The sequence below is a fragment of the Streptomyces sp. NPDC093225 genome (assembly GCF_044753805.1).
GTDB lineage: Bacteria > Actinomycetota > Actinomycetes > Streptomycetales > Streptomycetaceae > Streptomyces.
The window spans coordinates 223,305-244,580 of sequence record NZ_JBIVNX010000004.1 but is presented as its reverse complement, the minus strand read 5'-3'; the positions used below and the strand labels follow the sequence as shown (position 1 = coordinate 244,580).

16 protein-coding genes are annotated in these 21,276 nt (G+C 73.6%); 7 read left to right on the top strand and 9 right to left on the bottom strand.

Annotation, left to right across the window (positions count from 1 at the left end; translation table 11 throughout):
* Window positions 1-11 precede the first annotated feature (11 nt).
* Window positions 12-155 carry a hypothetical protein gene (locus tag ACIQCH_RS06745; RefSeq protein ID WP_402578648.1) on the bottom strand — a complete coding sequence of 48 codons (144 nt, stop codon included), beginning with the start codon at window positions 153-155 and terminating at the stop codon, window positions 12-14.
* A gap of 112 nt (window positions 156-267) precedes the next feature.
* Entirely contained in the window at window positions 268-1,215 is a 948-nt protein-coding gene (locus tag ACIQCH_RS06740; RefSeq protein WP_402578646.1) for a MerR family transcriptional regulator, read from the bottom strand.
* 139 nt (window positions 1,216-1,354) lie between these two features.
* Between ACIQCH_RS06740 and ACIQCH_RS06735 the strand changes: the two genes are divergently transcribed.
* The 3 genes from ACIQCH_RS06735 (at window position 1,355) to ACIQCH_RS06725 (ending at window position 8,676) form a co-directional block, all read left to right on the top strand.
* Window positions 1,355-2,872, top strand: coding sequence for an alpha/beta hydrolase (locus ACIQCH_RS06735; RefSeq protein WP_402578644.1), 1,518 nt, complete (start codon window positions 1,355-1,357; stop codon window positions 2,870-2,872).
* Between the two features lie 303 nt (window positions 2,873-3,175).
* Window positions 3,176-3,691 carry an RICIN domain-containing protein gene (locus ACIQCH_RS06730; protein WP_402578643.1) on the top strand — a complete coding sequence of 172 codons (516 nt, stop codon included), beginning with the start codon at window positions 3,176-3,178 and terminating at the stop codon, window positions 3,689-3,691.
* A gap of 917 nt (window positions 3,692-4,608) precedes the next feature.
* A complete protein-coding gene (locus tag ACIQCH_RS06725; RefSeq protein ID WP_402578641.1) occupies window positions 4,609-8,676 on the top strand; it encodes a NocE in 4,068 nt (1,355 codons plus the stop codon).
* 41 nt (window positions 8,677-8,717) lie between these two features.
* On the opposite strand, the gene ACIQCH_RS06720 is transcribed toward ACIQCH_RS06725, so the two are convergent.
* Window positions 8,718-9,122, bottom strand: a complete 405-nt coding sequence (locus ACIQCH_RS06720; RefSeq protein ID WP_030202355.1) for a RidA family protein — start codon at window positions 9,120-9,122, stop codon at window positions 8,718-8,720.
* A 40-nt stretch (window positions 9,123-9,162) separates the two neighbouring features.
* Window positions 9,163-10,272, bottom strand: coding sequence for an acyl-CoA dehydrogenase family protein (locus ACIQCH_RS06715; RefSeq protein ID WP_402578638.1), 1,110 nt, complete (start codon window positions 10,270-10,272; stop codon window positions 9,163-9,165).
* A 204-nt stretch (window positions 10,273-10,476) separates the two neighbouring features.
* Here ACIQCH_RS06715 and ACIQCH_RS06710 point away from each other — a divergent pair, with 204 nt between their 5' ends.
* The 3 genes from ACIQCH_RS06710 to ACIQCH_RS06700 all read left to right on the top strand — a co-directional run bounded on the left by ACIQCH_RS06710 (window position 10,477) and on the right by ACIQCH_RS06700 (window position 13,903).
* Window positions 10,477-12,132, top strand: coding sequence for an AMP-binding protein (locus ACIQCH_RS06710; protein ID WP_402578636.1), 1,656 nt, complete (start codon window positions 10,477-10,479; stop codon window positions 12,130-12,132).
* A 4-nt stretch (window positions 12,133-12,136) separates the two neighbouring features.
* Window positions 12,137-13,006: a PaaX family transcriptional regulator C-terminal domain-containing protein gene (locus ACIQCH_RS06705; RefSeq protein ID WP_402578634.1), complete on the top strand. Its 870-nt coding sequence runs from the start codon at window positions 12,137-12,139 to the stop codon at window positions 13,004-13,006.
* A 69-nt stretch (window positions 13,007-13,075) separates the two neighbouring features.
* Window positions 13,076-13,903 carry a GNAT family N-acetyltransferase gene (locus tag ACIQCH_RS06700; RefSeq protein WP_402578632.1) on the top strand — a complete coding sequence of 276 codons (828 nt, stop codon included), beginning with the start codon at window positions 13,076-13,078 and terminating at the stop codon, window positions 13,901-13,903.
* Here the strand turns inward: ACIQCH_RS06700 and ACIQCH_RS06695 are convergent.
* On the bottom strand, window positions 13,893-14,015 hold the full coding sequence (locus tag ACIQCH_RS06695) for a hypothetical protein (RefSeq protein WP_402578630.1): 123 nt from the start codon (window positions 14,013-14,015) through the stop codon (window positions 13,893-13,895). The genes ACIQCH_RS06700 and ACIQCH_RS06695 overlap by 11 nt on opposite strands.
* 118 nt (window positions 14,016-14,133) lie before the next feature.
* Between ACIQCH_RS06695 and ACIQCH_RS06690 the strand changes: the two genes are divergently transcribed.
* Window positions 14,134-15,360, top strand: coding sequence for a hypothetical protein (locus tag ACIQCH_RS06690; RefSeq protein ID WP_402578628.1), 1,227 nt, complete (start codon window positions 14,134-14,136; stop codon window positions 15,358-15,360).
* Here the strand turns inward: ACIQCH_RS06690 and ACIQCH_RS06685 are convergent.
* The 4 genes from ACIQCH_RS06685 to ACIQCH_RS06670 all read right to left on the bottom strand — a co-directional run bounded on the left by ACIQCH_RS06685 (window position 15,341) and on the right by ACIQCH_RS06670 (window position 21,258).
* On the bottom strand, window positions 15,341-17,617 hold the full coding sequence (locus ACIQCH_RS06685; RefSeq protein WP_402578627.1) for a bifunctional salicylyl-CoA 5-hydroxylase/oxidoreductase: 2,277 nt from the start codon (window positions 17,615-17,617) through the stop codon (window positions 15,341-15,343). The genes ACIQCH_RS06690 and ACIQCH_RS06685 overlap by 20 nt on opposite strands.
* A 7-nt stretch (window positions 17,618-17,624) precedes the next feature.
* Complete coding sequence (locus tag ACIQCH_RS06680) at window positions 17,625-18,452, bottom strand: enoyl-CoA hydratase family protein (protein ID WP_030210913.1); 828 nt, start codon at window positions 18,450-18,452, stop codon at window positions 17,625-17,627.
* Window positions 18,453-18,831: 379 nt separating this feature from the next.
* A complete protein-coding gene (gene argF / locus ACIQCH_RS06675) occupies window positions 18,832-19,845 on the bottom strand; it encodes an ornithine carbamoyltransferase (protein ID WP_402578624.1) in 1,014 nt (337 codons plus the stop codon).
* Between the two features lie 183 nt (window positions 19,846-20,028).
* A complete protein-coding gene (locus ACIQCH_RS06670; RefSeq protein WP_402578622.1) occupies window positions 20,029-21,258 on the bottom strand; it encodes an arginine deiminase in 1,230 nt (409 codons plus the stop codon).
* Window positions 21,259-21,276 lie beyond the last annotated feature (18 nt).

The following is a 21,276-nucleotide window of genomic DNA, read 5'->3' as shown; positions in this document are numbered from 1 at the left end:
CCGCGGCGGCGTCACCCGCTCTCGTCGCGGCGCTCCCCGGCCCTCCTGGCCGGGGCGTCCGGCCACAGTCCCAGCAGCATCTCGCCGGCGGCGTACAGCAGTCCTCCGACCACCCGGACCACCGTCTTGCCCACCACGAACACGGCCTCTTCCATCGTCAGTGCCCCTTTCCCCGGTCGACACCCGGCCGGCACCGGGTCGCACAGGAGCAGACGCCGGGAGGAGCCCCCTGGTTGAGCCGCCGCGACCCCCGGTCCGGCGCGCCCTTCAGCACGCAGCCCGCAGGGCCGGCTCCGTGGTCAGGGCGGCGAGCAGCCAGTCGTGCGCGGCACCCGGGGTCGGCACCGGCCGGCCGTCCCGCGACCCGAGCACCTCCGCCACCAGCTCCCAGTACCGGTCGATGCGCGGGTCCCCCGCGAGCTGCTCGCCCAGCACGTGCCGGAAGCCGGCCGTGTCGCGGGTCCGGAACGCGTCCGCGTACGCCGCCACGAAACAGTCCAGCGCCTCCCCCGACCGCGGCGCGCGCCCCCGTCGCAGGTGCGGTGCGGCCAGGTCGTACGCCTCGGCCAGGCCCGCGTACAGCACGTCCGGCCGGAACTCGGGAGAGTGGTGCGCGGCCGGCTGGCAGGGGCGGTCCGCGATGCACGGCTGCGTCACGAAGGCGTTGAGCCGGGCGAAGGCCAGCACCTGCCCGGGCTCCGGGTCGGCCGGCGGGGCCGGCACGGCGACCTCCAGGAACGCCGCCCGGTCCCGGGCCGCCATCCGCGGCGGCAGCCAGGCCCGCCAGAACCGCACCAGCGTGTCCGTGTTCGGCGGGGCCGCCACCGCACCGATCAGCCGCAGCCGGTCGGCGCGCTCCTCCGGCGCACACTCCTGGACCAGCTGCAGACCCGCCTCGCGCCACCGCAACGCCTGGATCCGGCCCCCCAGTTCGCGCAACTGCCCGGCGACGGCGTCCGCCAGCACGGCGCCGCCCGTCCCGTCGTCCTCCAGGATCCGCCGCACCTCCGGCACGGGCAGGTCCAGCGCCCGCAGCGAGCGGATCAGACCCAGCCGGTCCAGCGCGTCCGGCCCGTAGCGGCGGTGTCCCCCGGAGCTGCGCGAGGCCTCGGGCAGCAGGCCTCCGTCGGAATAGAAGCGGACCGTCTTGACGGTGGTGCCGGCGCGCTCGGCGAGTTCGCCGATGCTCCACAGGCCGTCCTGCGGAATCGTCATTTGAACCTCCCCCAAAGGGAGTTCCTACCCTACTCGTGAGCGCGGACGGCGATCATGAACAACGGGGGTGCCGTCCGCGCGCAGACCGCACGGAGCCGCCGCTGGGCGGACTCCGAGGCACGACGAAGGGGAGAAGGCCATGACCGCATTCATTCTGGTGGCGGGTGTGTTCACCGGCGGGGACGTGTGGGACGCGACGGTGGCGCGGCTGGCCGCGGCGGGTGCCGAGGCGCACCCGGTGACCCTCACCGGGCTCGCCGGAGAGGCCCTCGCCGCCCCCGGCACGGACCTGGAGACGCACATCGCCGACGTCCTCCGGGCGATCGACGCCGTCGCCGCCGGACAGGACCTGGTGCTCGTCGGCCACGACTACGGGATCCACCCGGTACTGGGGGCCGCCGACCGGCGCGCGGACCGCATCACGCGGATCGTGTACGCCGACGCGGGCATGCCGCAGGACGGCCTGCCGGCCCTGGCCGCCGTGCCCGACCAGACACTGCGCGAGGAACTGGCGCTGCTGGCCGAGCAGGGCGGCGAGGCCGCCGCCGGCCTGCTCCCCGCCCCGACCACCGCCACCGAGTGGCAGCGCTGGGGCAGCACCGCCGGGGTCCCGACGGAAGAGCTGGAGCGGCTGACCCAGCTCGCCGCGCCCCAGCCCCTGGGGACCCTCCTCCAGCCGCTCCGCCTCACGGGGGCGGTCGCCGCGGTGCCCACGTCGGCCGTACTGTGCACCGGCAACGGGGCGGGCATCGAACTGATCCAGAACTTCGTGAACATGGGCCACCCCGCCCTGCAGGCCCTCGTCGACCCTCGCGTCTCCTTCTTCGAGCTCGCCACCGGCCACTGGCCGATGCTCTCCTGCCCCGACGAGCTGGCCGGCGCGCTGCTGGCCGCGGCCGCCGGCGAGGGGCACCGACTGACCCGGCCCGACTCGGAACTCCCGCCGCACCTGCGGCCGTTCGCGCTCGAAGCGCCCGAGGTCCCGCGCGAACGCCGCGACCGCCTCGACCTGTACGTGCCGGAGGCCGACGGCCCCCTGCCCGCCGTGCTGTTCGTCCACGGCGGCCCGGTGCCCGCCGACGCCCGACCCACCCCGCGCGACTGGACGCTGATGACCGGGTACGCCCGTCTCGCGGTCGAGGCCGGCGTGGTGGGCGCGGCGCTCGACCACCGGCTGCACGACATCACCGACTTCCCCCTCGCCGCCGCGGACGTCGCGGCCGCGGTGGACCGGCTGCGGGCCGACCCCCGGGTGGACGGGGACCGCATCGCGCTGTGGTTCTTCTCCGGCGGCAGCCTGCTCTCGGCGGAGTGGCTGTCCGCTCCCCCGGCCTGGCTGCGCTGCCTGGCCGCGACGTACCCGGTGCTGGTTCCGATGGGCAACTGGGGCCTCCCCGAAGGCCGGTTCCGCCCGGCGGAGGCAGTACGCGGCGCCGGGAACCTCCCGATCGTCCTGACCCGGGCGGGCCTGGAGACGGCGGAGATCGACGCGACCATCGAGGAGTTCCTGGCCTCGGCCCGGGACTGCGCCGCGGAACTCGAGGTCGTCGACGTGCCCAACGGCCACCACGGCTTCGAGACCCTGGACCCCACGGACGAGTCCCGCAAGGCCATCCGCCACGCCCTGACCTCCGTCCTGGCCCACCTCCGCCACTAGGCCCTGCGGTTCGGATCCACGCCGACCACGCCCAGAACGCCCCCGGCCCCCCACACACCACGGGGCGGCCCCACGAAGCGAGAGGTCACCGCGAACTCGGGCCACAGCACAGCACCACCCACCCACCACCACCCAGACCGGCCCGGTCGTTCCCCGCCGCGCACTCGGCGGGGAACGACCGGGCCTCAGGACGGTCCAGCGACCAAGGCATGAGACGCCTTGGTGACAGCTTCAAGATCAAGTAGGGTCAGCCTCGATTCAGTCGAAAGTAGGCCGTGACCGGCCATACGGGGGGATTTTTTCGTGCGCCTGAACATCATCAAGTCCGTCCGCCGCGCCCTGGGCGCAGCCCTCGGCGCCGCGCTCATCTCGGTCGCCCTGCCCGCCTCACCCGCCTCCGCCGTGGAACTGTCCACGTGGGGCACGCTGGTCAACAACTACAGCAACCTGTGCCTGGAAGTGAGCGGCTGGTCCACCGCCAACGGCGCGGCCGTCGACCAGTGGGACTGCCACAACGGCGCCAACCAGCAGTGGATCGGGGAAACCCGCGGAAATGCCAGGCTCATCCGCAACGCCAAGAGCGGCAAGTGCCTCGAGGTCCAGGGCTGGTCCACCGCCAACGGCGCGACCATCGACCAGTGGGACTGCCACGGCGGCGCCAACCAGCTGTGGCAGCTGCGCCCCACGAGCGACTACACGGTGGCCCTGTACAACGTGAACAGCGGCAAGTGCCTGGAGATCGGCGGCTGGCGCATCGACAACGGCGCCCCGGCCACCCAGTGGGACTGCCACTGGGGCGAGAACCAGCGTTGGTACTAGTCCGCACCGCGGTGTGACGGAGAACCGCACCGCAACCGACCGGCCGAGGCCGGCTGCCCCGCCCTTCCCGGAGCGGCGCAGCCGGCCTCGGCCGTACGCGCAACCCGTCTCCGTTCCAAGGACCACTCGGGCCCCCGCCGAACCAAGCCCCCGCCCCACCGCCCCCGGGACGGCCGTCCCGAGTCACCCGGTGCCCGCGACCCCGAGGGCGGCCGCGTCCCGGTAGCGTCCCGGCCCGTCCCGCCGTGGTCCCGGCGGCTCCCGTCCCGCCCGGCGCCGGCCCGTCCCGCAACTCCGCCCGGAGCCGCCGGATTTCCCACGGCCGCCCGCGGGAGCCCCCGGGGTGGGACGTACCTCCGCACCCCGCGCTCCCCGGCCGGCACCCGCCGCGGCACGGGACCGGGGAACCGGTTCCCACCCCGGATCCCATGCGCCCGCCGGGACCCCACGACACACGCGGGACGCCCCCGGGACCCCCGCGCCCGCCCGTCACGCGCACGCCCCCCGGCCTCCCGGCGCCCACCACCCGTCCCCGGTACGTCCCCGCCGTCCCCCTCCCGTCCCCCCACCCCCCGTCCCACACCCCCCACCCCCCAGAGACGTCCCAGAGACACCCGCAAGTCCCCCCACCAGCCCGAACACGCCCTACATTTCTGCCGGTCGGGGCCGGTCATCGAGCCCGCCCCGCGACCGGCCACCCCCGCGGCGGCCGTTTCTCCTCACTTCACCTCACCCCACCCCCCGCTGCCGACGTCCGCCCGCGCACCCTCGTGCGCCCCGGGCGGCTCCGGCGCGGACGCATGGAAGAGACCACCTTGAGAAGATCCGTCAGCCCGCTCTCACGGCCGGGCCCCAGAGGCCCCGGACGAGGCCCCGGCCGGCATTCGGCGGTCGCCGTCCTGCTCGCCACGGCCGCGATGACCTCGTCCCTCGCCCTGCCCGCCGGCACGGCCGGCGCCGCTCCCGTCCCGCGCACGGACGCCCGCCCGGCCACCGCGGGCGCCGGCGCCGAACAGCACCCGGCCGCGGTCCCGCCCGCCGCGCGCAAGAGCGTGGTCGGCAAGGCCTCGGACCGGGCCTGGACCACCTCCGGCGACGCGGCCGGCTTCCACGTCCTGGTCGCCGACGCCACGGCCGGCTACCGCTGGAAGACCGCCGCCACGCTGTCCGAGCCGGGCTTCGACACCGACGCCTGGATCGGCAACGCCTGCGTGACGGAGTCCGGTCGACGGGCCGTGGTGGCCTACGCCCCGCGGACGTTCACCAACAAGCCCGAGCTGATGACCCGGGGCGCGTTCACCGCCGTGGTCGACCTCGCCACCGGCAAGGTCTCCAAGCTGCCCGTCCGCGCCTCGCTGTCGTTCTTCTCCCCCGGCTGCGGCGAGGGCGAGCAGGCGGTGCTGTCGCAGTTCACCGACGACGCCTCCCGGCGCAACGCCACCCGTCTCGTCACGGTCGACGCCTCCGCCGGGCGCGCGACCACGCCGCGCCAGCTGCCCGGCCAGGTCACGTCCGCGATCCCGTACGGCGGCGGCGAGGTCGTCGCCGCCGCCGGCCGGGACCTGGTCCGGATCGGCAAGGACGGCGTCCGCCGCCGGATCGCCACCGCCGAGCAGACCCCGTTCGAGATCACGAAGGACGCGGCCGGCGGCATCACGTTCCTGGACCGGCCCGCCCGGCAGCGCAAGGGCGTCAAGCCGGTCGGCCAGGTCAAGCACGTGGACGCCACCGCGGTCCGCGCCGCCGGCACCCGTACCGGCAAGGCCGCCGGCAACGCCGCGGCCGACGCGACCGGCACCGCCCGCGTGGTCGCCACCGGCGAGTTCACCGGCCTCGACGTGGCCGGCTCCGCCTCCGGCGAGGTGTACGTCACCGGCGCCGCACGCACCGCGGGCCGCCTCCCGGCGCACGTGCACAACCCCGGCGGCCTCGCCAAGGGCGCGCTGCTGAGCACCCGCGGCCAGGCGGCCGTCACCTCCCGCTGGGCGCACGGTCCCGGCAACACGCCGGTCGACCCGAGCCAGGCGGTCACCGAGCGCACGGTGGTCACCGGCGTGAAGGTGCTCGGCACCGGCCGCGCCGTCCAGCTCGAGGCCACCCCGGGCAGCGAGCCGGTGGCTCCCGCCAGGGTGGCGGACGGCGGCGCCCCGTCGCCCGCGCTGACCCCGGTCAAGGCCACGCCCGTACGCTCCGCCGCCCCCAAGGGTGCGGCCGGCGTCCAGGCCGCCGACCCGAACAACCCGGTCGAGGCCGAGCGTACCTGCGCCGTGCCGCGCGGCGACCTGCGCAAGCAGGCCTTCCAGCCCACGCCCCGCCAGGTGGAGTGGGCCGCGGACCAGGCCGTCATCAACGCCCTGAACCCGCTCGTCTACCGGGCCCCCAACTGGAAGGGCACCGGCATGGCGGGCTACAACCCGCAGTCGCTCTTCCCGCTGCGCGTCCTGAGCGGCGACCCGAACGGGTACGTCGACAAGGCCGACAACTGGCACATCCCCGCCGCGATCATGCTGGGCGTCACCGCCCAGGAGTCGAACATGTGGCAGGCGAGCCGCACCGTCGTGCCCGGCGCGACCGGCAACCCGCTGATTGGCAACTACTACGGCATCGAGTACGCGCCCAACGGCTCGCAGGGTGACCCGTGGGCGATCAACTGGTCCAAGGCGGACTGCGGCTACGGCATCACGCAGATCACCGACGGCATGCGCCTGCCGGGCCACGACCAGCCCACGATGAGCACCACGCAGCAGGAGGCCGCGGCGCTCGACTACGTGGCCAACATCGCGGCCGGCGCGGACAAGCTGGCGGAGAAGTGGAACCAGACCCGCGACGCCGGCCTGGTCTTCGACAACGGCCAGCCGAAGTACGTCGAGAGCTGGTACTTCGCCCTGTGGTCGTACAACACCGGCTTCCACCCGCAGTCGGAGGCCCCGGCCAACGGCGGCCAGTGGGGTCTGGGCTGGACCAACAACCCGGCCGACCCGCTGTGGAAGGCCAACCGGATGCCGTTCCTGGAGTCGCCCACCGGCACCGACGACTACTCCCACGCCTCGCACCCGCAGGACTGGCCGTACCAGGAGAAGGTGCTCGGCTGGGCGGCCCGCCCGCCGGCCGCGCTCTTCAAGCCCGGTGTCATGGCCGCCGGCTACAAGGGCGCCTGGTGGAACGCCGTCGCCTACCGCACCGGTGGCATCAAGACCCCCGAGGGCGCGTTCTGCACCGCCGACAACCAGTGCGACTGGACCAAGATCGGTCCCAATGACAAGAACGAGCCCGGTCTGGGCGCCTGCAACCGCGCCGACCTGTACTGCTGGTGGCACCAGTCGAAGGTGGTCGACGACTGCGACAAGGGCCACTGCGGCGTGGCGATCCACCGCTTCGACACGACCTACCCCGAGCAGCCGGACGAGAACTCGTACCCGCCCCGCTGCCCCAACATCACCTCGCAGGGGGTGGGCGGCACCGGCCTCCCGTCCAACGCACTGATCGTCGACGACGTCCCCAACGGCGTCCGGCCGGCGGGCTCCGACGCGCGCGGCTGCGGCGCGGTCGCCTCGGCGGGCACGTTCACGTTCGACTTCACCCTGTGGAACGGCACGTACCCGAGCAAGATCGACATGCACCAGATCGGTGCCGGATACGGCAACCACTTCTGGTTCTCGCACACCCGTGACACGGCCGGCACCAACGGCGCCCGCATGCTGACCACCGGCACCTGGACGCTCGGCCAGAACATCCCCGGCAGCGGCTGGGCCCGCGTCCTGGTCCACATGCCCGACCACGGCGCGCACACCCGCCAGGCGCGGTACGTCGTCCACGGCACGGACTCGACCAGCCCGGTCCGCGTGACCCCGCAGCGCACCCAGGAGAACCGCTGGGTCGACCTCGGTTCCTTCCACTTCACCGGCACCCCCAAGGTGTCGCTGAGCACGCACGCCGACGGCGGCAACGGCAACGAGGACGTCGCCTGGGACGCGGTGGCCTTCCAGCCGCTGCCCGGCAAGCCGAAGCACCAGATCGTCGCGATGGGCGACTCGTTCTCCTCGGGTGAGGGCGCGTCCGTGTCCGGCGGCTCGGACTACTACCGCGAGACCAACTTCATGGACCCCGCGGACAAGTCCACCCGCGACGCGTGCCACCGCTCGAAGAAGGCGTGGTCGCGCCAGGCCACCCTCCCGGGCATGAGCTCCTCGATCGGCACGATGGCCGATGCCTACGACACCTCGATGGACTTCCACCTGATCGCCTGCTCGGGTGCGCGCACCTACCAGGTGCTGGGCGCGGCCGACGGCGGCGGCAGGCAGGGTTACGGCGAGGTCGCCCAGCTCGACGCGGGCTACCTCGACCAGAACACGAACCTGGTGACCATCTCGATCGGCGGCAACGACACCCGGTTCACCGACGTCTTCATCGAGTGCCTCGCCTTCGCGATCGAGTGCTACAACTCGCGCATCAAGGAGGTCGACGCCATGGGCAACCAGTTGCCGAACGACACCGCCATGCTCGGCGACTACCTTCCGGACCGCATGAAGAACGTCGTCCGGCCCGCCATCGTCAAGGTGCTCAAGTCCATCCAGGCCAAGGCTCCCAATGCGCGGATCATCCTCATGGGCTACCCGCCCCTGCTGGAGAACGGCGCCTACTGCATCCCCGGCATCCAGCCGAACGAGGCCATGTGGCTCAACACAGTCGGCGACGACCTGCTGAAGGAGATGGGGAACGCCGTCAACGACGCCCGGAACTTCGGCGTCAACGCCTGGTTCTCCAACCCCAAGGACGAGTTCGCGGGCAAGGCGATCTGCGGCAACCCCGAGTCCGTGCACGGCATCGTGATGGACGTCGTGGAGAGTGACGACCAGGCGATCAGCGACGGCTCGCTCAACGGCCGGATCGGCAACTCCGCCCAGTCGTTCCACCCGAAGATCGCCGGTGCGCGCCTGTACGCCGACTCGCTGGAGCAGACGCTCCGCGACGACCTGCGCTACTGACCCCGCACCACCCCACCCGGCCCGCGTGACGGGCCCCGACCTCAGCCCTGGTCGAGCACGGCGATCCCGTCGAGCTCGACCAGGGCCTCTTCGTCCCACAACCGGGTCGTGCCGATCACCGCCATGGCCGGATAGTCGCGCCCCGCCAACCGGCGCCAGATGCGCCCCAGTTCGGGGGCGCAGGCCCGGTAGTCGGCCACGTCGACGGCGTACACGGTGACCCGGGCCAGCCGGTCGGGCGTACCGCCGGCCGCCTTCAGGGCGGCGAGCAGGTTGGCCAGCGCCGTCTCGAACTGCTCCGGCAGCGTGTCACCCACGACCCGGCCCGCACCGTCCAGGGCGGTCTGGCCGGCGAGCATCACGAGTCGGGAGCCGGTGGCGACCACGGCGTGCGAGAAGCCGGTGGGCGGGGACAGTTCGGCGGGGTTCACGCGCTCCAGGCTCATCGGGCGTCCCCGGCCTTCCGCTTCCGTACGGGCACGGTGGTCATCGGTACAGCTCCTTGGCGATGATGGTCCGCTGGACCTCGCTGGCGCCCTCGTAGATACGGGGTGCGCGCACCTCCCGGTAGAGGTGTTCGAGCAGGTGGCCGCGTTCGAGGGCGCGGGCGCCGTGCAGTTGGACGGCGTGGTCGACGACGTACTGGGCGGTCTCGGTGGCCATCAGCTTGGCCATGGCCGCCCGCCTCGGCACGTCCGGGTCCCCGCTGTCGTACGCGCCGGCCGCCGCGTACACCAGCAGCCGGGCGGCCTCGGTGCGGGTGGCCATCTCGGCGACCCGGTGGGAGACGGCCTGGAGGTCGGCGAGCACGCCGCCGAAGGCGGACCGCCCGGCGGTGTGGACGAGGGTGGCGTCGAGGGCGGCCTGGGCCATGCCCACGGCGAAGGCGCCGACGCTGGGCCGGAAGAGGTTGAGGGTCTCCATGGCGACGCGGAAGCCGCCGCCGGGCGCGCCGAGCCGGTCCTCGGCGGTGACGGGGACCCCGTCGAAGGCGAGGGAGCCGATCGGGTGCGGGGAGAGCATGTCCAGCGGGCGCCCGGTGAGCCCCGACCGGTCGGCGGGGACGAGGAAGGCGGTGACCCCGCGGGCCCCGCCGTCCTCACCCGTCCGGGCGAAGACGGTGTAGAAGTCCGCCTCGGGGGCGTTGGAGATCCAGGTCTTCTCGCCGGTCAGCCGCCACCCGGAGCCGTCCGGCTCGGCGCGCAGGGTCAGGGCGGCGGCGTCGGAACCGGCCGCCGGCTCGCTGAGCGCGAAGGCGGCCACGGCGCGTCCGGCCCGTACCTCGGGCAGCCAGCGGTCACGCTGTGAGGGCGTGCCGGAGCGCAGCACGGGGTGGCCGCCGAGCCCCTGCAGGGCGAGGGCCGTCTCGGCCTCGGTGCACGCGTGGGCGAGGGATTCCCGCAGGAGGCACAGGTCGAGCGCGCCGGAGGTGAACACCCTGTCGAGGAGGCCGAGTTCACCGAGGGCGGCGAGCAGGGGGCGGTTGACGCGGCCGGGTTCGCCCTTGTCGGCGAGCGGGCGCAGCCGGTCGGCGGCCAGGGTCCGCAGCCGGGCGCACCACTGCTGCTGGTCGGGGTCGAGCGCGAAACCGGGCACGGGCGGCCTCATTTCCGTCGCGACGGGGGCGTCGCGGTCAGTCGCGTTCGGTCAGTTCTGTCGCGTCGGTCAGTTCTATCGCGTTCGGTTGACTGTCGTCACCATCACGATACGCTCGTGGGGCGACCGCACGGCACCCGGCACCACCCCTTTTTCCGGACCACCACCCCTCCCTCCGGACACCCGCAAGGGGGCGATCCCGCCTTGGATCTCCTGCCATCCGCCCACGCCGACACCTTCGCGCGCGACCACCTGCCGCCGCCGGGCCAGTGGCCCCGACTGCTGTTCGAGCTGCCCGAGCTCGCCTATCCGGACCGGCTGAACTGCGGGGCCGAGCTGCTGGACGCCACCGTCGCCCGGCTGGGCCCGGACCGCCCGGCCTTCCGGACGGCGGACGGGGCGGTGTGGTCGTACGGGGAGCTGAGCGACCGGGTCGACCGGATCGCGCACGTCCTCACCGGCCGCCTGGGCGTCGTACCCGGCAACCGGGTGCTGCTGCGCGGGCCGACCGGTCCGTGGTTGGCGGCCTGCTGGCTGGCCGTGACGAAGGCCGGGGCGGTGGCCGTCACCGTGCTGGCGCAGCAGCGGTCGGCGGAACTGGCGACCGTGTGCGCCATGGCGCGGGTGACGCACGCCCTGTGCCACGTCGACGCGCTGGACGACCTGGTGAAGGCCGAGGTGCCGGAGCTGCGGATCACCCCGTACGGCGGGGAGGCGCCCGACGACCTGCTCGGCCTGGTCGCCGGGGCCGGGCCCGAGCCGTTCACGGCGGTGGACACCGCGGCCGACGACGTGGCGCTGATCGCGTTCACCTCCGGCACCACGGGGCGGCCCAAGGGCTGCATGCACTTCCACCGGGACGTGCTCGCGATCGCGGACACCTTCGGGCGGCACGTGCTGCGGGCGGAGCCGGACGACGTGTTCGCGGGCAGTCCCCCGCTGGGCTTCACCTTCGGGCTGGGCGGGCTGGTGGTCTTCCCGCTGCGGGTGGGCGCCTCCGCGCTGCTGCTGGAGCAGGCCGGGCCCCGGCAGCTGCTGCCGGCGCTGGCCGCGCACCGGGTGTCGGTGCTGTTCACGGCCCCGACCGCGTACCGGGCGATGCTGGACGAGCTGGCGGCCCCGGTCGCGGCCGGGGGGACAGCCGGGGTGACGGCCGCGGGGCCGGCGTACGACCTGGGCGCGCTGCGCCGCTGCGTGTCCGCGGGCGAGAACCTGCCGGCGGCCACCTGGGAGGCCTGGCGGGCGGCCACCGGGCTGCGGATCATCAACGGCATCGGGGCGACCGAGCTGCTGCACATCTTCATCTCGGCCGCGGACGACGACATCCGACCGGGGACCACCGGCCGCCCGGTGCCCGGCTGGCAGGCGCGGGTGGTGGACCCGGCGGGGCGGCCGGTGCCGGACGGGGCGCCCGGACTGCTGGCGGTGCGCGGGCCGGTGGGCTGCCGGTACCTGGCCGATCCACGGCAGCGGGAGTACGTCCGGGACGGCTGGAACGTCACCGGGGACACGTACGTGCGCGAGCCGGACGGGTACTTCCGCTACGTGGCCCGCGCCGACGACATGATCATCTCCGCCGGGTACAACATCGCCGGGCCGGAGGTGGAGGACGCCCTGCTGAGGCACCCGGACGTGCTCGAGGCCGCGGTGGTGGGCCGACCGGACGACCGCCGCGGCCAGGTCGTGGTGGCGTACACGGTGCTGCGGGACGGGTCGCCGGTCACGGAGGAGGACCTGAAGGCCTTCATGAAGGCGGAGCTGGCCCCGCACAAGTGCCCGCGGGTGTTCGTCCTCTCCCCTGCGCTGCCGCGTACGGCGACGGGCAAACTGCAGCGGTTCCGGCTGCGCGATCTAGAGTGAACCCGTGGCCGAGCAGCACACCCCGCGATCCCTGATCGTCACCTTCTACGGCGCCTACGGGCGGTCGGCACCGGGCCCTGTCCCGGTGGCCTCGCTGATCCGCCTGCTGGGCGCCGTCGGGGTCGACGCGCCGTCCGTACGGTCGTCCGTGTCCCGCCTCAAACGCCGCGGGTTCCTGGTCGCCGACCGGACGGCGGAGGGCGCGGCGGCGTACGGCCTGTCGACGGAGGCCCGCGAGCTCCTCGAGGACGGCGACCGGCGCATCTACGGCTACCGCGACGCGGTGGCGGGGGGCGTGGACGCGGCGGGCGTGCCCGGCGAAGAGGCCGGCCCGGCCCCGGGCGAGGTGGGCGAGGCGGGCTGGGTGCTCGCCGTGTTCTCCGTACCGGAGCAGGAGCGGCACAAGCGGCACCTGCTGCGCTCGCGGCTGGCCCGGCTCGGCTTCGGGACGGCGGCGCCGGGCGTGTGGATCGCCCCGGCCCGGCTGTACGACGAGGCCCGGCACACGCTGGAGCGGCTGCAGCTGCGGCCGTACGTGGAGCTCTTCCGCGGCGAGCACCTCGGGTTCGCGCCCACCGTCGAGGCGGTGGGCCGGTGGTGGGACCTGACGGCCATCGCCAAGCAGCACGAGGAGTTCCTGGACCGCCACGAGCCGGTGCTGCGCGGCTGGCAGTCGGGGCGCGAGCCGGCCCCGCAGGAGGCCTACCACGACTACCTGCTGGCGCTGGACTCCTGGCGCCGGCTGCCGTACGCCGACCCGGGCCTGCCGACCGCCCTGCTGCCCTCCGACTGGCCGGGCGACCGCTCGGCCGCCGTCTTCGCCGAACTGCACGCCCGCCTCCACACCGCGGGCGCCGCGTACGCGCGGCTGTAGGGTCCGTCCCGTCGTGGCAGCCCGGAAAATGCCGTGCGCCGACAGCCGGCGGACCGGCCATACTCGGGCATGACATGGACTTTCGGTGAGGACCTGGCGGCCTTCACGGCTGCCGCCGGCGCCACGGTGGAGGCCCGGCCCGTCGAGAACACGCTGATGCTGAGTTGTGTGGACGCGCTCCGGCGGCGCGGGCCGAACGCCTTCGGGGCGGAGGCGCCGCTCTACGGCTGGTGGACGGCGGCCGACGGAGCCGTCACCGCGGCCGCGCTGTGCACCCGCCCGCGCCCGATGCTCCTCACCGCGCTGCCGGCCGCGTCCGTGCGGCCGCTGGCCGCGGCCCTGGCGGCCGAGCCCCGGCTGGCGGGCGTCACCGGGTTCAACGCCGAACGCTCCGATGCCGAGGCGCTCGCCGGCGCCCGGGGCCGCCCGTCGCGGGTGACCGAGGAGCAGCGGCTCTACCGCCTCGCCGGGCTCGTGCCGCCGGACCCGGCCCCGGCCGGTGTGCCGCGGATCGCCGGTGAGGCGGACGTTCCGCTGGTGCTGGACTGGGTGAACGCCTTCGTGGCGGAGCTGGAGGATCTGGCCCCGGCCGACGAGGGCTGGGTCCGCGACCGGATCGGGTACGGCGGGGTGGTGCTGTGGGAGCACGACGGGACCCCCGTCTCCCTGGCCTGCCGGACCCGACCGCTGGGCGGGGCCAGCAGGGTCGGCCCCGTGTACACCCCGCCGGAGCACCGCGGCCGCGGCTACGCCGCCGGGGCCACCGCCGAGGCCTCCCGGCTCGCCGGGACGCCCGAGGTACTGCTGTTCACCGACCTCGCCAATCCGACGAGCAACGGCATCTACCGGCGGATCGGCTACGTGCCCGTGACGGATCGGGTCGTGGTCACGATCTGAAGGTCAGGACGAAGCGCACCAGTTCCACCACGGCTCCCGCGGAAGCCAGCAGGTCCATCACACGGGCGGCCCGCCGCGCGGCCGCCTTCCAGTCGACTCGTTTGTCATCCATGCATTCGAGCCTGGGCGTGTAAACGGGAGCGGTGACGGCCGCGGACGACTGCTTCCGTCCGCAGACGAATCCGTACGCTCGCCAACGGGCTCCTACCTGCCGGTTTACGATCCTTTACATGGCAGAGACGGACAACCCCGTTGCGCAGCTCGCCCAGTTGCTCCGCACGATGCGCCTCGAAGCGGGCGACCCGAGCACCCGCGACATCGCCCGGCGCACGGGTGGGGCGATCAGCCACACGGCCGTGCACCAGCTCCTCGCCGGCAGGCGCGCCGGCCGCTGGGGCCCGGTCGAGGTGGTGGTCGAAGCCCTCGGCGGCGACCTCGACGACGCCCGGCGCGTGTGGAAGGCGGGGCGTGCGTACGAACTCGCGGAGGAACGGACGGTCAAGGAAGACGCCCCTCCTCACGCCGCGGCCCCGCCCTCGCCACGGCACTACCTGCCGGCGAACGACTGGGACCTCATCTACGTGCGGGAGATGGCCGCCTACGAGGTCGCGCGGCACCTCCACGCATCGGGCCGCACCCAGGAGGCCCTCGACCTGTGCGTCCGTGAGTCGCGCGCCTCCGCGCCGCACCGGGTCACCGACCTCGACGTGTTCAGGGTGCGTCTGCTCACCGCGCTGAACAAGTGGGCCGAGGTGGAGGAGGTGTACGAGCGGGTGAAGTCGTGCGAAGCGAACCACGCCCACGTCGCGCACTTCTTCTCCGATCTGTGCGCGGAGTACGAGGACTTGGCCGCTGCTGCCGCGTTCGCCCGGCGGGCCACGCAGCTCGACCCGGAGAACGCCTTCTACCACTGGTCCCTGGCGTTGATCCTCACGGACCTGAACCAGCGCGACGCCGCACTGCGGCACTTCCGGCGCGCGAATGCCGCCGCCCCACGCTCCAGCACGTACGCCTACTGCCTGATGGAGGTCCTGATCCAGGAAGGCCGGTACGCAGAGGCGGCGTCGGTCGGGGCGAACGTTCCGGAACCTGTGGGGAGGGACGCCGACCACTGGCAGGTGCAGCGGTGCCACGCCCAGGCGCTGGCGCTCCTCGGGAGGCTGTCCGAAGCCGCTGAGCTCCTGCGTCCCGAGGCGGAGGCGGGCAACACGTTCTGCGTGCTGGAGCGGGCCCGGATCCTGGAGCACGCCGGGGACGTCGACGGCGCCCTCGAGCAGCTGCGCAAGGAGACGAAGTCCAAGGACGCGAAGCAGCGCTACGGCGTGGAGGCCCTGAGGATCCTGCGCAGAGCGGGCCGTGGGGACGAGGCGGCGGCGCTACTCGAAGCGATCACCGGTTCACTGAACGACCCGGAGGCGTGGGACGACTACGCGGCGCCTACCCGGCCGGCAGGGTGAGGCGGGGTTTCGGGGCGTCGGTGCGGCCGGTCGGTGGGGTGCGGCTGCCGGCGCGGTAGGGGGCGGGCCAGGGGGCCGCGGGGCCGGTATAGCCCTGGTCCGCGGCGGCGTGCAGGGTCCAGTGGGGGTCGTACAGGTGCGGGCGGGCCAGCGCGCACAGGTCGGCCCGGCCCGCCAGCAGCAGGGAGTTGACGTCGTCCCAGGAGGAGATGGCGCCGACGGCGATGACGGGGACGCCCAGCTCGTTGCGGATCCGGTCGGCGTACGGGGTCTGGTACGAGCGGCCGTACTCGGGGCGCTCGTCGGAGACGACCTGGCCGGTGGAGACGTCGACGGCGTCGACGCCGTGCTCGGCGAAGGCGCGGGCGATCGCGACGGCGTCCTCGGCGGTGGTGCCGCCGGCGGCCCAGTCGGTGGCGGAGATGCGGACCGTCATGGGGCGGTCGGCCGGCCAGGCCTCGCGGACGGCGTCGAAGACCTCCAGCGGGAAGCGCAGGCGGTCGGCCAGGCTCCCGCCGTAGTGGTCGGTGCGGTGGTTGGTGAGCGGCGAGAGGAAGCCGGAGAGCAGGTAGCCGTGGGCGCAGTGGAGTTCGAGGAGGTCGAAGCCGCAGGCTGCGGCCCGGGTGGCGGCTTCGGCGAACTGGTCGCGGATCAGGTCCAGTTCGGCCGGGGTGAGGGCGTGCGGGACCTGGCTGACGCCGGGGAGGTACGGGAGCGGCGAGGCGGCGGCGAGGGGCCAGTTGCCGGATTCCAGGGGCTGGTCCATGCCCTCCCACATGCGGCGGGTGGAGCCCTTGCGGCCGGAGTGGCCGAGTTGGACGCCGAGGGCGGCGCCGGGCGCCTGGGCGTGCACGAAGTCGGTGATCCGCGTCCATGCCGCGGCCTGGTCCGCCGTGTACAGGCCGGCACAGCCGGGGGTGATGCGGCCCTCGGGGCTGACGCAGACCATCTCGGTCATGACCAGTCCGGCGCCGCCGAGGGCGCGGGAGCCCAGGTGGACGAGGTGGAAGTCGCCGGGGACGCCGTCGGTGGCGGAGTACGTGTCCATCGGGGAGACCACGACCCGGTTGCGCAGGGTCAGTCCGCGCAGCCGGAGGGGGGTGAACATCGGCGGGGTGTCGGGCGGGCAGCCGAAGTCCTGTTCGACGGTGCCGGTGAAGCGGGCGTCGCGGAGCCGCAGGTTGCCGTGGGTGACGCGGCGGCTGCGGGTGAGGAGGTTGAAGGCGAACTGCCGCGGCGGCTGGTCCACGTACCCGGCGAGCTCCTCGAACCAGCGCAGGCTGGCGGCCGCGGCCCGCTGGGTGGACTCGACGACGGGCTTGCGTTCCGCCTCGTACGCGGCCAGGGCGGCCGGCAGGTCCCCGGGGTGCTCCTCGACGCAGGCGGCCAGGGCGAGGGCGTCCTCGACGGCGAGCTTGGTGCCGGAGCCGATCGAGAAGTGCGCGGTGTGCGCGGCGTCGCCGAGCAGCACGGTGTTGCCGTGCGACCAGTGCGCGTTGACGACGGTGCGGAAGGCGGTCCAGGCGGACTTGTTGCCGCGCAGCGGGCGGCCGCGCAGGGCCTCGCTGAAGAGCTTGGCGCAGCGGGCGGCGGACTCGGCCTCGTCGCACAGGTCGAAGCCGGCGGCCCGCCACACCTCCTCGCGCATCTCCACGATCACGGTGGAGGAGTCGGACGCGTACGGGTAGGCGTGCAGTTGCATCACGCCGTGCTCGGTCTCGGCGACCTCGAAGCGGAAGGCGTCGAAGGCGAAGTCGGCGGCCAGCCAGATGTAGCGGCAGCGGTGGCCGGTGATCCGGGGGCCGAAGGAGTCGGCGTGTGCCTCGCGGGTACGGCTGTGGACGCCGTCGGCGGCGATGACGAGGTCGTACGCCGCGGCCAGCTCGGCGGCCGGCGGTGCTTCGCGCTCGGTGTGCAGGACCACGCCGAGGCCGGCGCAGCGTTCGTGGAGGATGCGCAGCAGGGCGCGCCGGCCGAGGGCGGCGAAGCCGTGGCCCCCGGAGGTCAGGATCCGGCCGCGGTGGACGACGTCGATGTCGTCCCAGCGGACGAACTCCCGTTCCAGCGCCCGGTAGACCTCCGGGTCGGCGTGCTCGATGCCGCCGAGGGTCTCGTCGGAGAGCACCACGCCGAAGCCGAAGGTGTCGTCCGGGGTGTTGCGCTCCCAGACCTCGATGCGGCGGTCCGGCCCCAGCCGCTTGAGCAGGGCGGCCGCGTAGAGGCCGCCCGGTCCGCCGCCGATGACCGCGATGCGCATCCGGGCCTCACTTCCCCCGCCACGCGGGCGGCCGTTTGCCGGTGAAGGCCGCGTGGAACTCCGCGTAGTCCTGGCCGTTCATCAGCAGTGCCTGGGTGTTGGCGTCCAGTTCGACGGAGGCGGCCAGCGGCATGTCGAGTTCGGCCGTCAGCAGCGCCTTGGTCTGGGCGTACGCGAGTGCGGGGCCGGCCGCGAGGTGGGCGGCCAGCTCGGCGGCCCGGACGTCGGCCTTGCCCTCGTCGGTGAGTTCGCTCAGCAGACCGATCCGTTCGGCCTCGGGGGCCCGGACCGGTTCGCCCAGCATGAGCAGGCGGGTGGCGTGGCCGAGGCCGACGACCCGGGGCAGCAGGTACGCCGCCCCCATGTCCCCGCCGGAGAGGCCGACCCGGGTGAAGAGGAACGCGAAGCGGGCGGTGGGGTCGGCGATGCGGAAGTCGGCGGCGAGGGCCAGCACCGCGCCGGCTCCCGCGGCCACCCCGTGCACGGCGGCGATCACCGGGAAGGGGCATTCCCGGATCGCCCGCACGACCTGGCCGGTCATCCGGTTGAAGTCGAGGAGCTGGTCGGTGTCCATGGCGAGGGTGGCGCCGATGATCTCGTCGACGTCGCCGCCGGAGCAGAAGCCGCGCCCCTCGCCGCCCAGCACGAGGGCGCGGACCGCGCGCTCCCGGGACAGTTCGGCGAGGAGGTCGCGCAGGTCGGCGTAGGCGCCGAAGGTGAGCGCGTTCAGCTTCTCGGGGCGGTCGAGGGTGACCGTGGCGACACCGTCCTGCCGGGTCACCCGCAGGTGACGCCAGCGGTCGGTACGGGCTGCGGAACCGGTGAAGGGGCTCACGGCAACGAACGTATCACCATCTCGTGACGTACGTCAGCTAAGCGCGATAGCCCCTTCGCGGACGCCTCGGGCCCGGTCCATCCCGGCCGCCGACTCCTTGGCGGAGCCGGGTGGGCCGTGTGGTGTGTGGGGGAGCCGCTTGACTGCCCGTGGCAGGCTGGTCCGGAGGCAGGCCCGGGCCTGGGGTGGCCGAAGGCCAGGGCCGAAGGCCCCGAAGCCCCAGGGGTGGGCCTGCCGCAGGGCCTGCAGGCCATGGGCAGTCAAGCGGCGAGGGGACCCACACACCACACGGCCCACCCCTCGAAGCGAGCCCGCCCCGACCCCCGAGCCCCGAAGGGACGAGCTGCCGCGTCCCGCTCCACCGCCCCCGTCCGCATGACTATGCGGCGCGGTCCCCCGCCATGGTGGCGACCAGTACGGCCTTGATGGTGTGCAGCCGGTTCTCCGCCTCGTCGAAGACCACCGAGTGGGCCGACTCGAACACCTCGTCCGTGACCTCGAGCGACTCCAGCCCGTACCGCTCGTGGACGTCGCGGCCGACCTCGGTGCCCAGGTCGTGGAAGGCCGGCAGGCAGTGCAGGAACTTCACGTCCGGGTTGCCGGTGGCCCGCAGGACGTCCATGGTCACGGCGTACGGCGCGAGCGCCTTGATCCGCTCGCCCCACACGTCCTTGGGCTCACCCATGGACACCCACACGTCCGTGGCCACGAAGTCCGCGCCCGCGACGCCCTCGGCCACGTCCTCGGTGAGCGTGATCCGGGCGCCGCTGGCCGCGGCGGCCGCCTCCGCCAGCGCGACGACCTGCTCGGCGGGCCAGTACGCGCGCGGGGCGACGATCCGGACGTCCATGCCCAGCAGTGCGCCGGTGACGAGGTAGGAGTTGCCCATGTTGAAGCGGGCGTCGCCGAGGTAGGCGAAGGCGACCGTCTCCAGCGGCTTGTCGGTGTGCTCGGTCATCGTGAGCACGTCGGCCAGCATCTGCGTGGGGTGCCAGTCGTCGGTCAGGCCGTTGAAGACCGGCACGCCGGCGTACGCGGCCAGTTGCTCGACGTCGTCCTGGCTGTCGCCGCGGTACTCGATGCCGTCGAACATCCGGCCCAGCACGCGCGCCGTGTCGCGCACGGACTCCTTGTGGCCCATCTGGGAGCTGGCGGGGTCGAGGTAGGTGGTGCGGGCGCCCTGGTCGGCGGCGGCGACCTCGAACGCGCAGCGGGTGCGGGTGGAGGTCTTCTCGAAGATCAGCGCGATGTTCCTGCCCCGCAGCCGCTGGACCTCGACGCCCGCGCGCTTGGCGGCCTTGAGCTCGGCGGCCAGCTCGACCAGGCCTCGGAACTCCGCGGCGGTGAAGTCGAGCTCCTTCAGGAAGCTCCGGCCAACGAGGTCGGTCGCCATGGGGGACTCCTACGGGTTCGGGGATGCGGAAGGGGACAGGGAAGGCTGGAATTCTATACGAACATCCGTATCTCTATACGGCCAGGCGTCGTGATGCGGGCCACATCACCGCGACCGGCCCGTCGCACCCCCGGGAGCACGCCGGGCAGCGGCCGCCCCCTGTCCCCCTCCGCGCCCGCCCGGCTAGGCGACCGGGTCCCGCTCGACCGGGCAACTCATGCAGCGCGGGCCGCCCCGGCCCCGGCCCAGCTCGCTCCCGGGGATCTCGATCACCTCGATGCCCTCCTTGCGCAGGTGGGTGTTGGTGGTGACGTTCCGCTCGTAGGCCACCACCACGCCCGGCTCGACGGCCAGCACGTTGCACCCGTCGTCCCACTGCTCGCGCTCCGCCGAGTGCACGTCCTGGCGCGCCGTCAGCACCCGGATCCCGTCCAGCCCGAGCGCCGCCGCGATGGCCCGGTGCATGTGCTCCGGCGGGTGGTCGGTCACCTTCAGTTCGCTCTCGGCGGCACCCGGCTCGATGGTGTACGAGCGGAGCATCCCCAGGCCCGCGTACTGAGTGAACGTATCTCCGTCCACCATCGTCATCACCGTGTCCAGGTGCATGAACGCCCGGGACTTGGGCATGTCGAGCGCCACGATCGTGCGGGCCGACCCGGCGGCGAACAGGCCGCGCGCCAGCATCTCCACGGCCTGCGGGGTGGTGCGCTCGCTCATGCCGATCAGCACCGCGCCGTTGCCGATGACGAGGACGTCACCGCCCTCGATGGTGGAGGGGTAGTCGGCCTGCCCCTGGGACCAGTAGTGGAAGGCGCCGGAGGCCGTGAAGAGGGGATGGTGCTTGTAGATCGCCTCGAAGTGCACGGTCTCGCGCTGCCGCGCGGGCCAGCGCATCGCGTTGATGGACACCCCGTCGTAGATCCACGCGGAGGTGTCGCGGGTGAAGAGGTGGTTGGGCAGCGGCCCGAGCAGGAAGCCGTCGAGGTCGAGGGCGTGGAAGCGGACCGACACCGGCTCGCCGTGCCGCTCCAGGTACTCGCGCTTGGTCATCCCGCCGACCAGCGCCTCGGCCAGCTCCGCGTCGGGAAGTTCGTCGAAGGCGGCCCGCAGGTGGTCGGTGGCCAGCGGGCCGAACTCCTTCTCGTCGAAGACCCGGTCCAGCACCAGGTGCCGGGCCTCCGGTACGGACAGCACCTCGCACAGCAGGTCGCCGAAGAGGTGCACCTCCACGCCACGGTCGCGCAGCACGTCGGCGAACCCGTCGTGCTCCTGGCGGGCCCGCCGCACCCAGAGCACGTCGTCGAAGAGGAGCGCGTCCTTGTTGGTCGGGGTGAGCCGCTTCAGTTCCAGGTCCGGCCGGTGGAGGATGACGCGGCGCAGCCGCCCGGTCTCGGAGTCGACATGGAATCCCATGCCTACACGGTCGCAGAC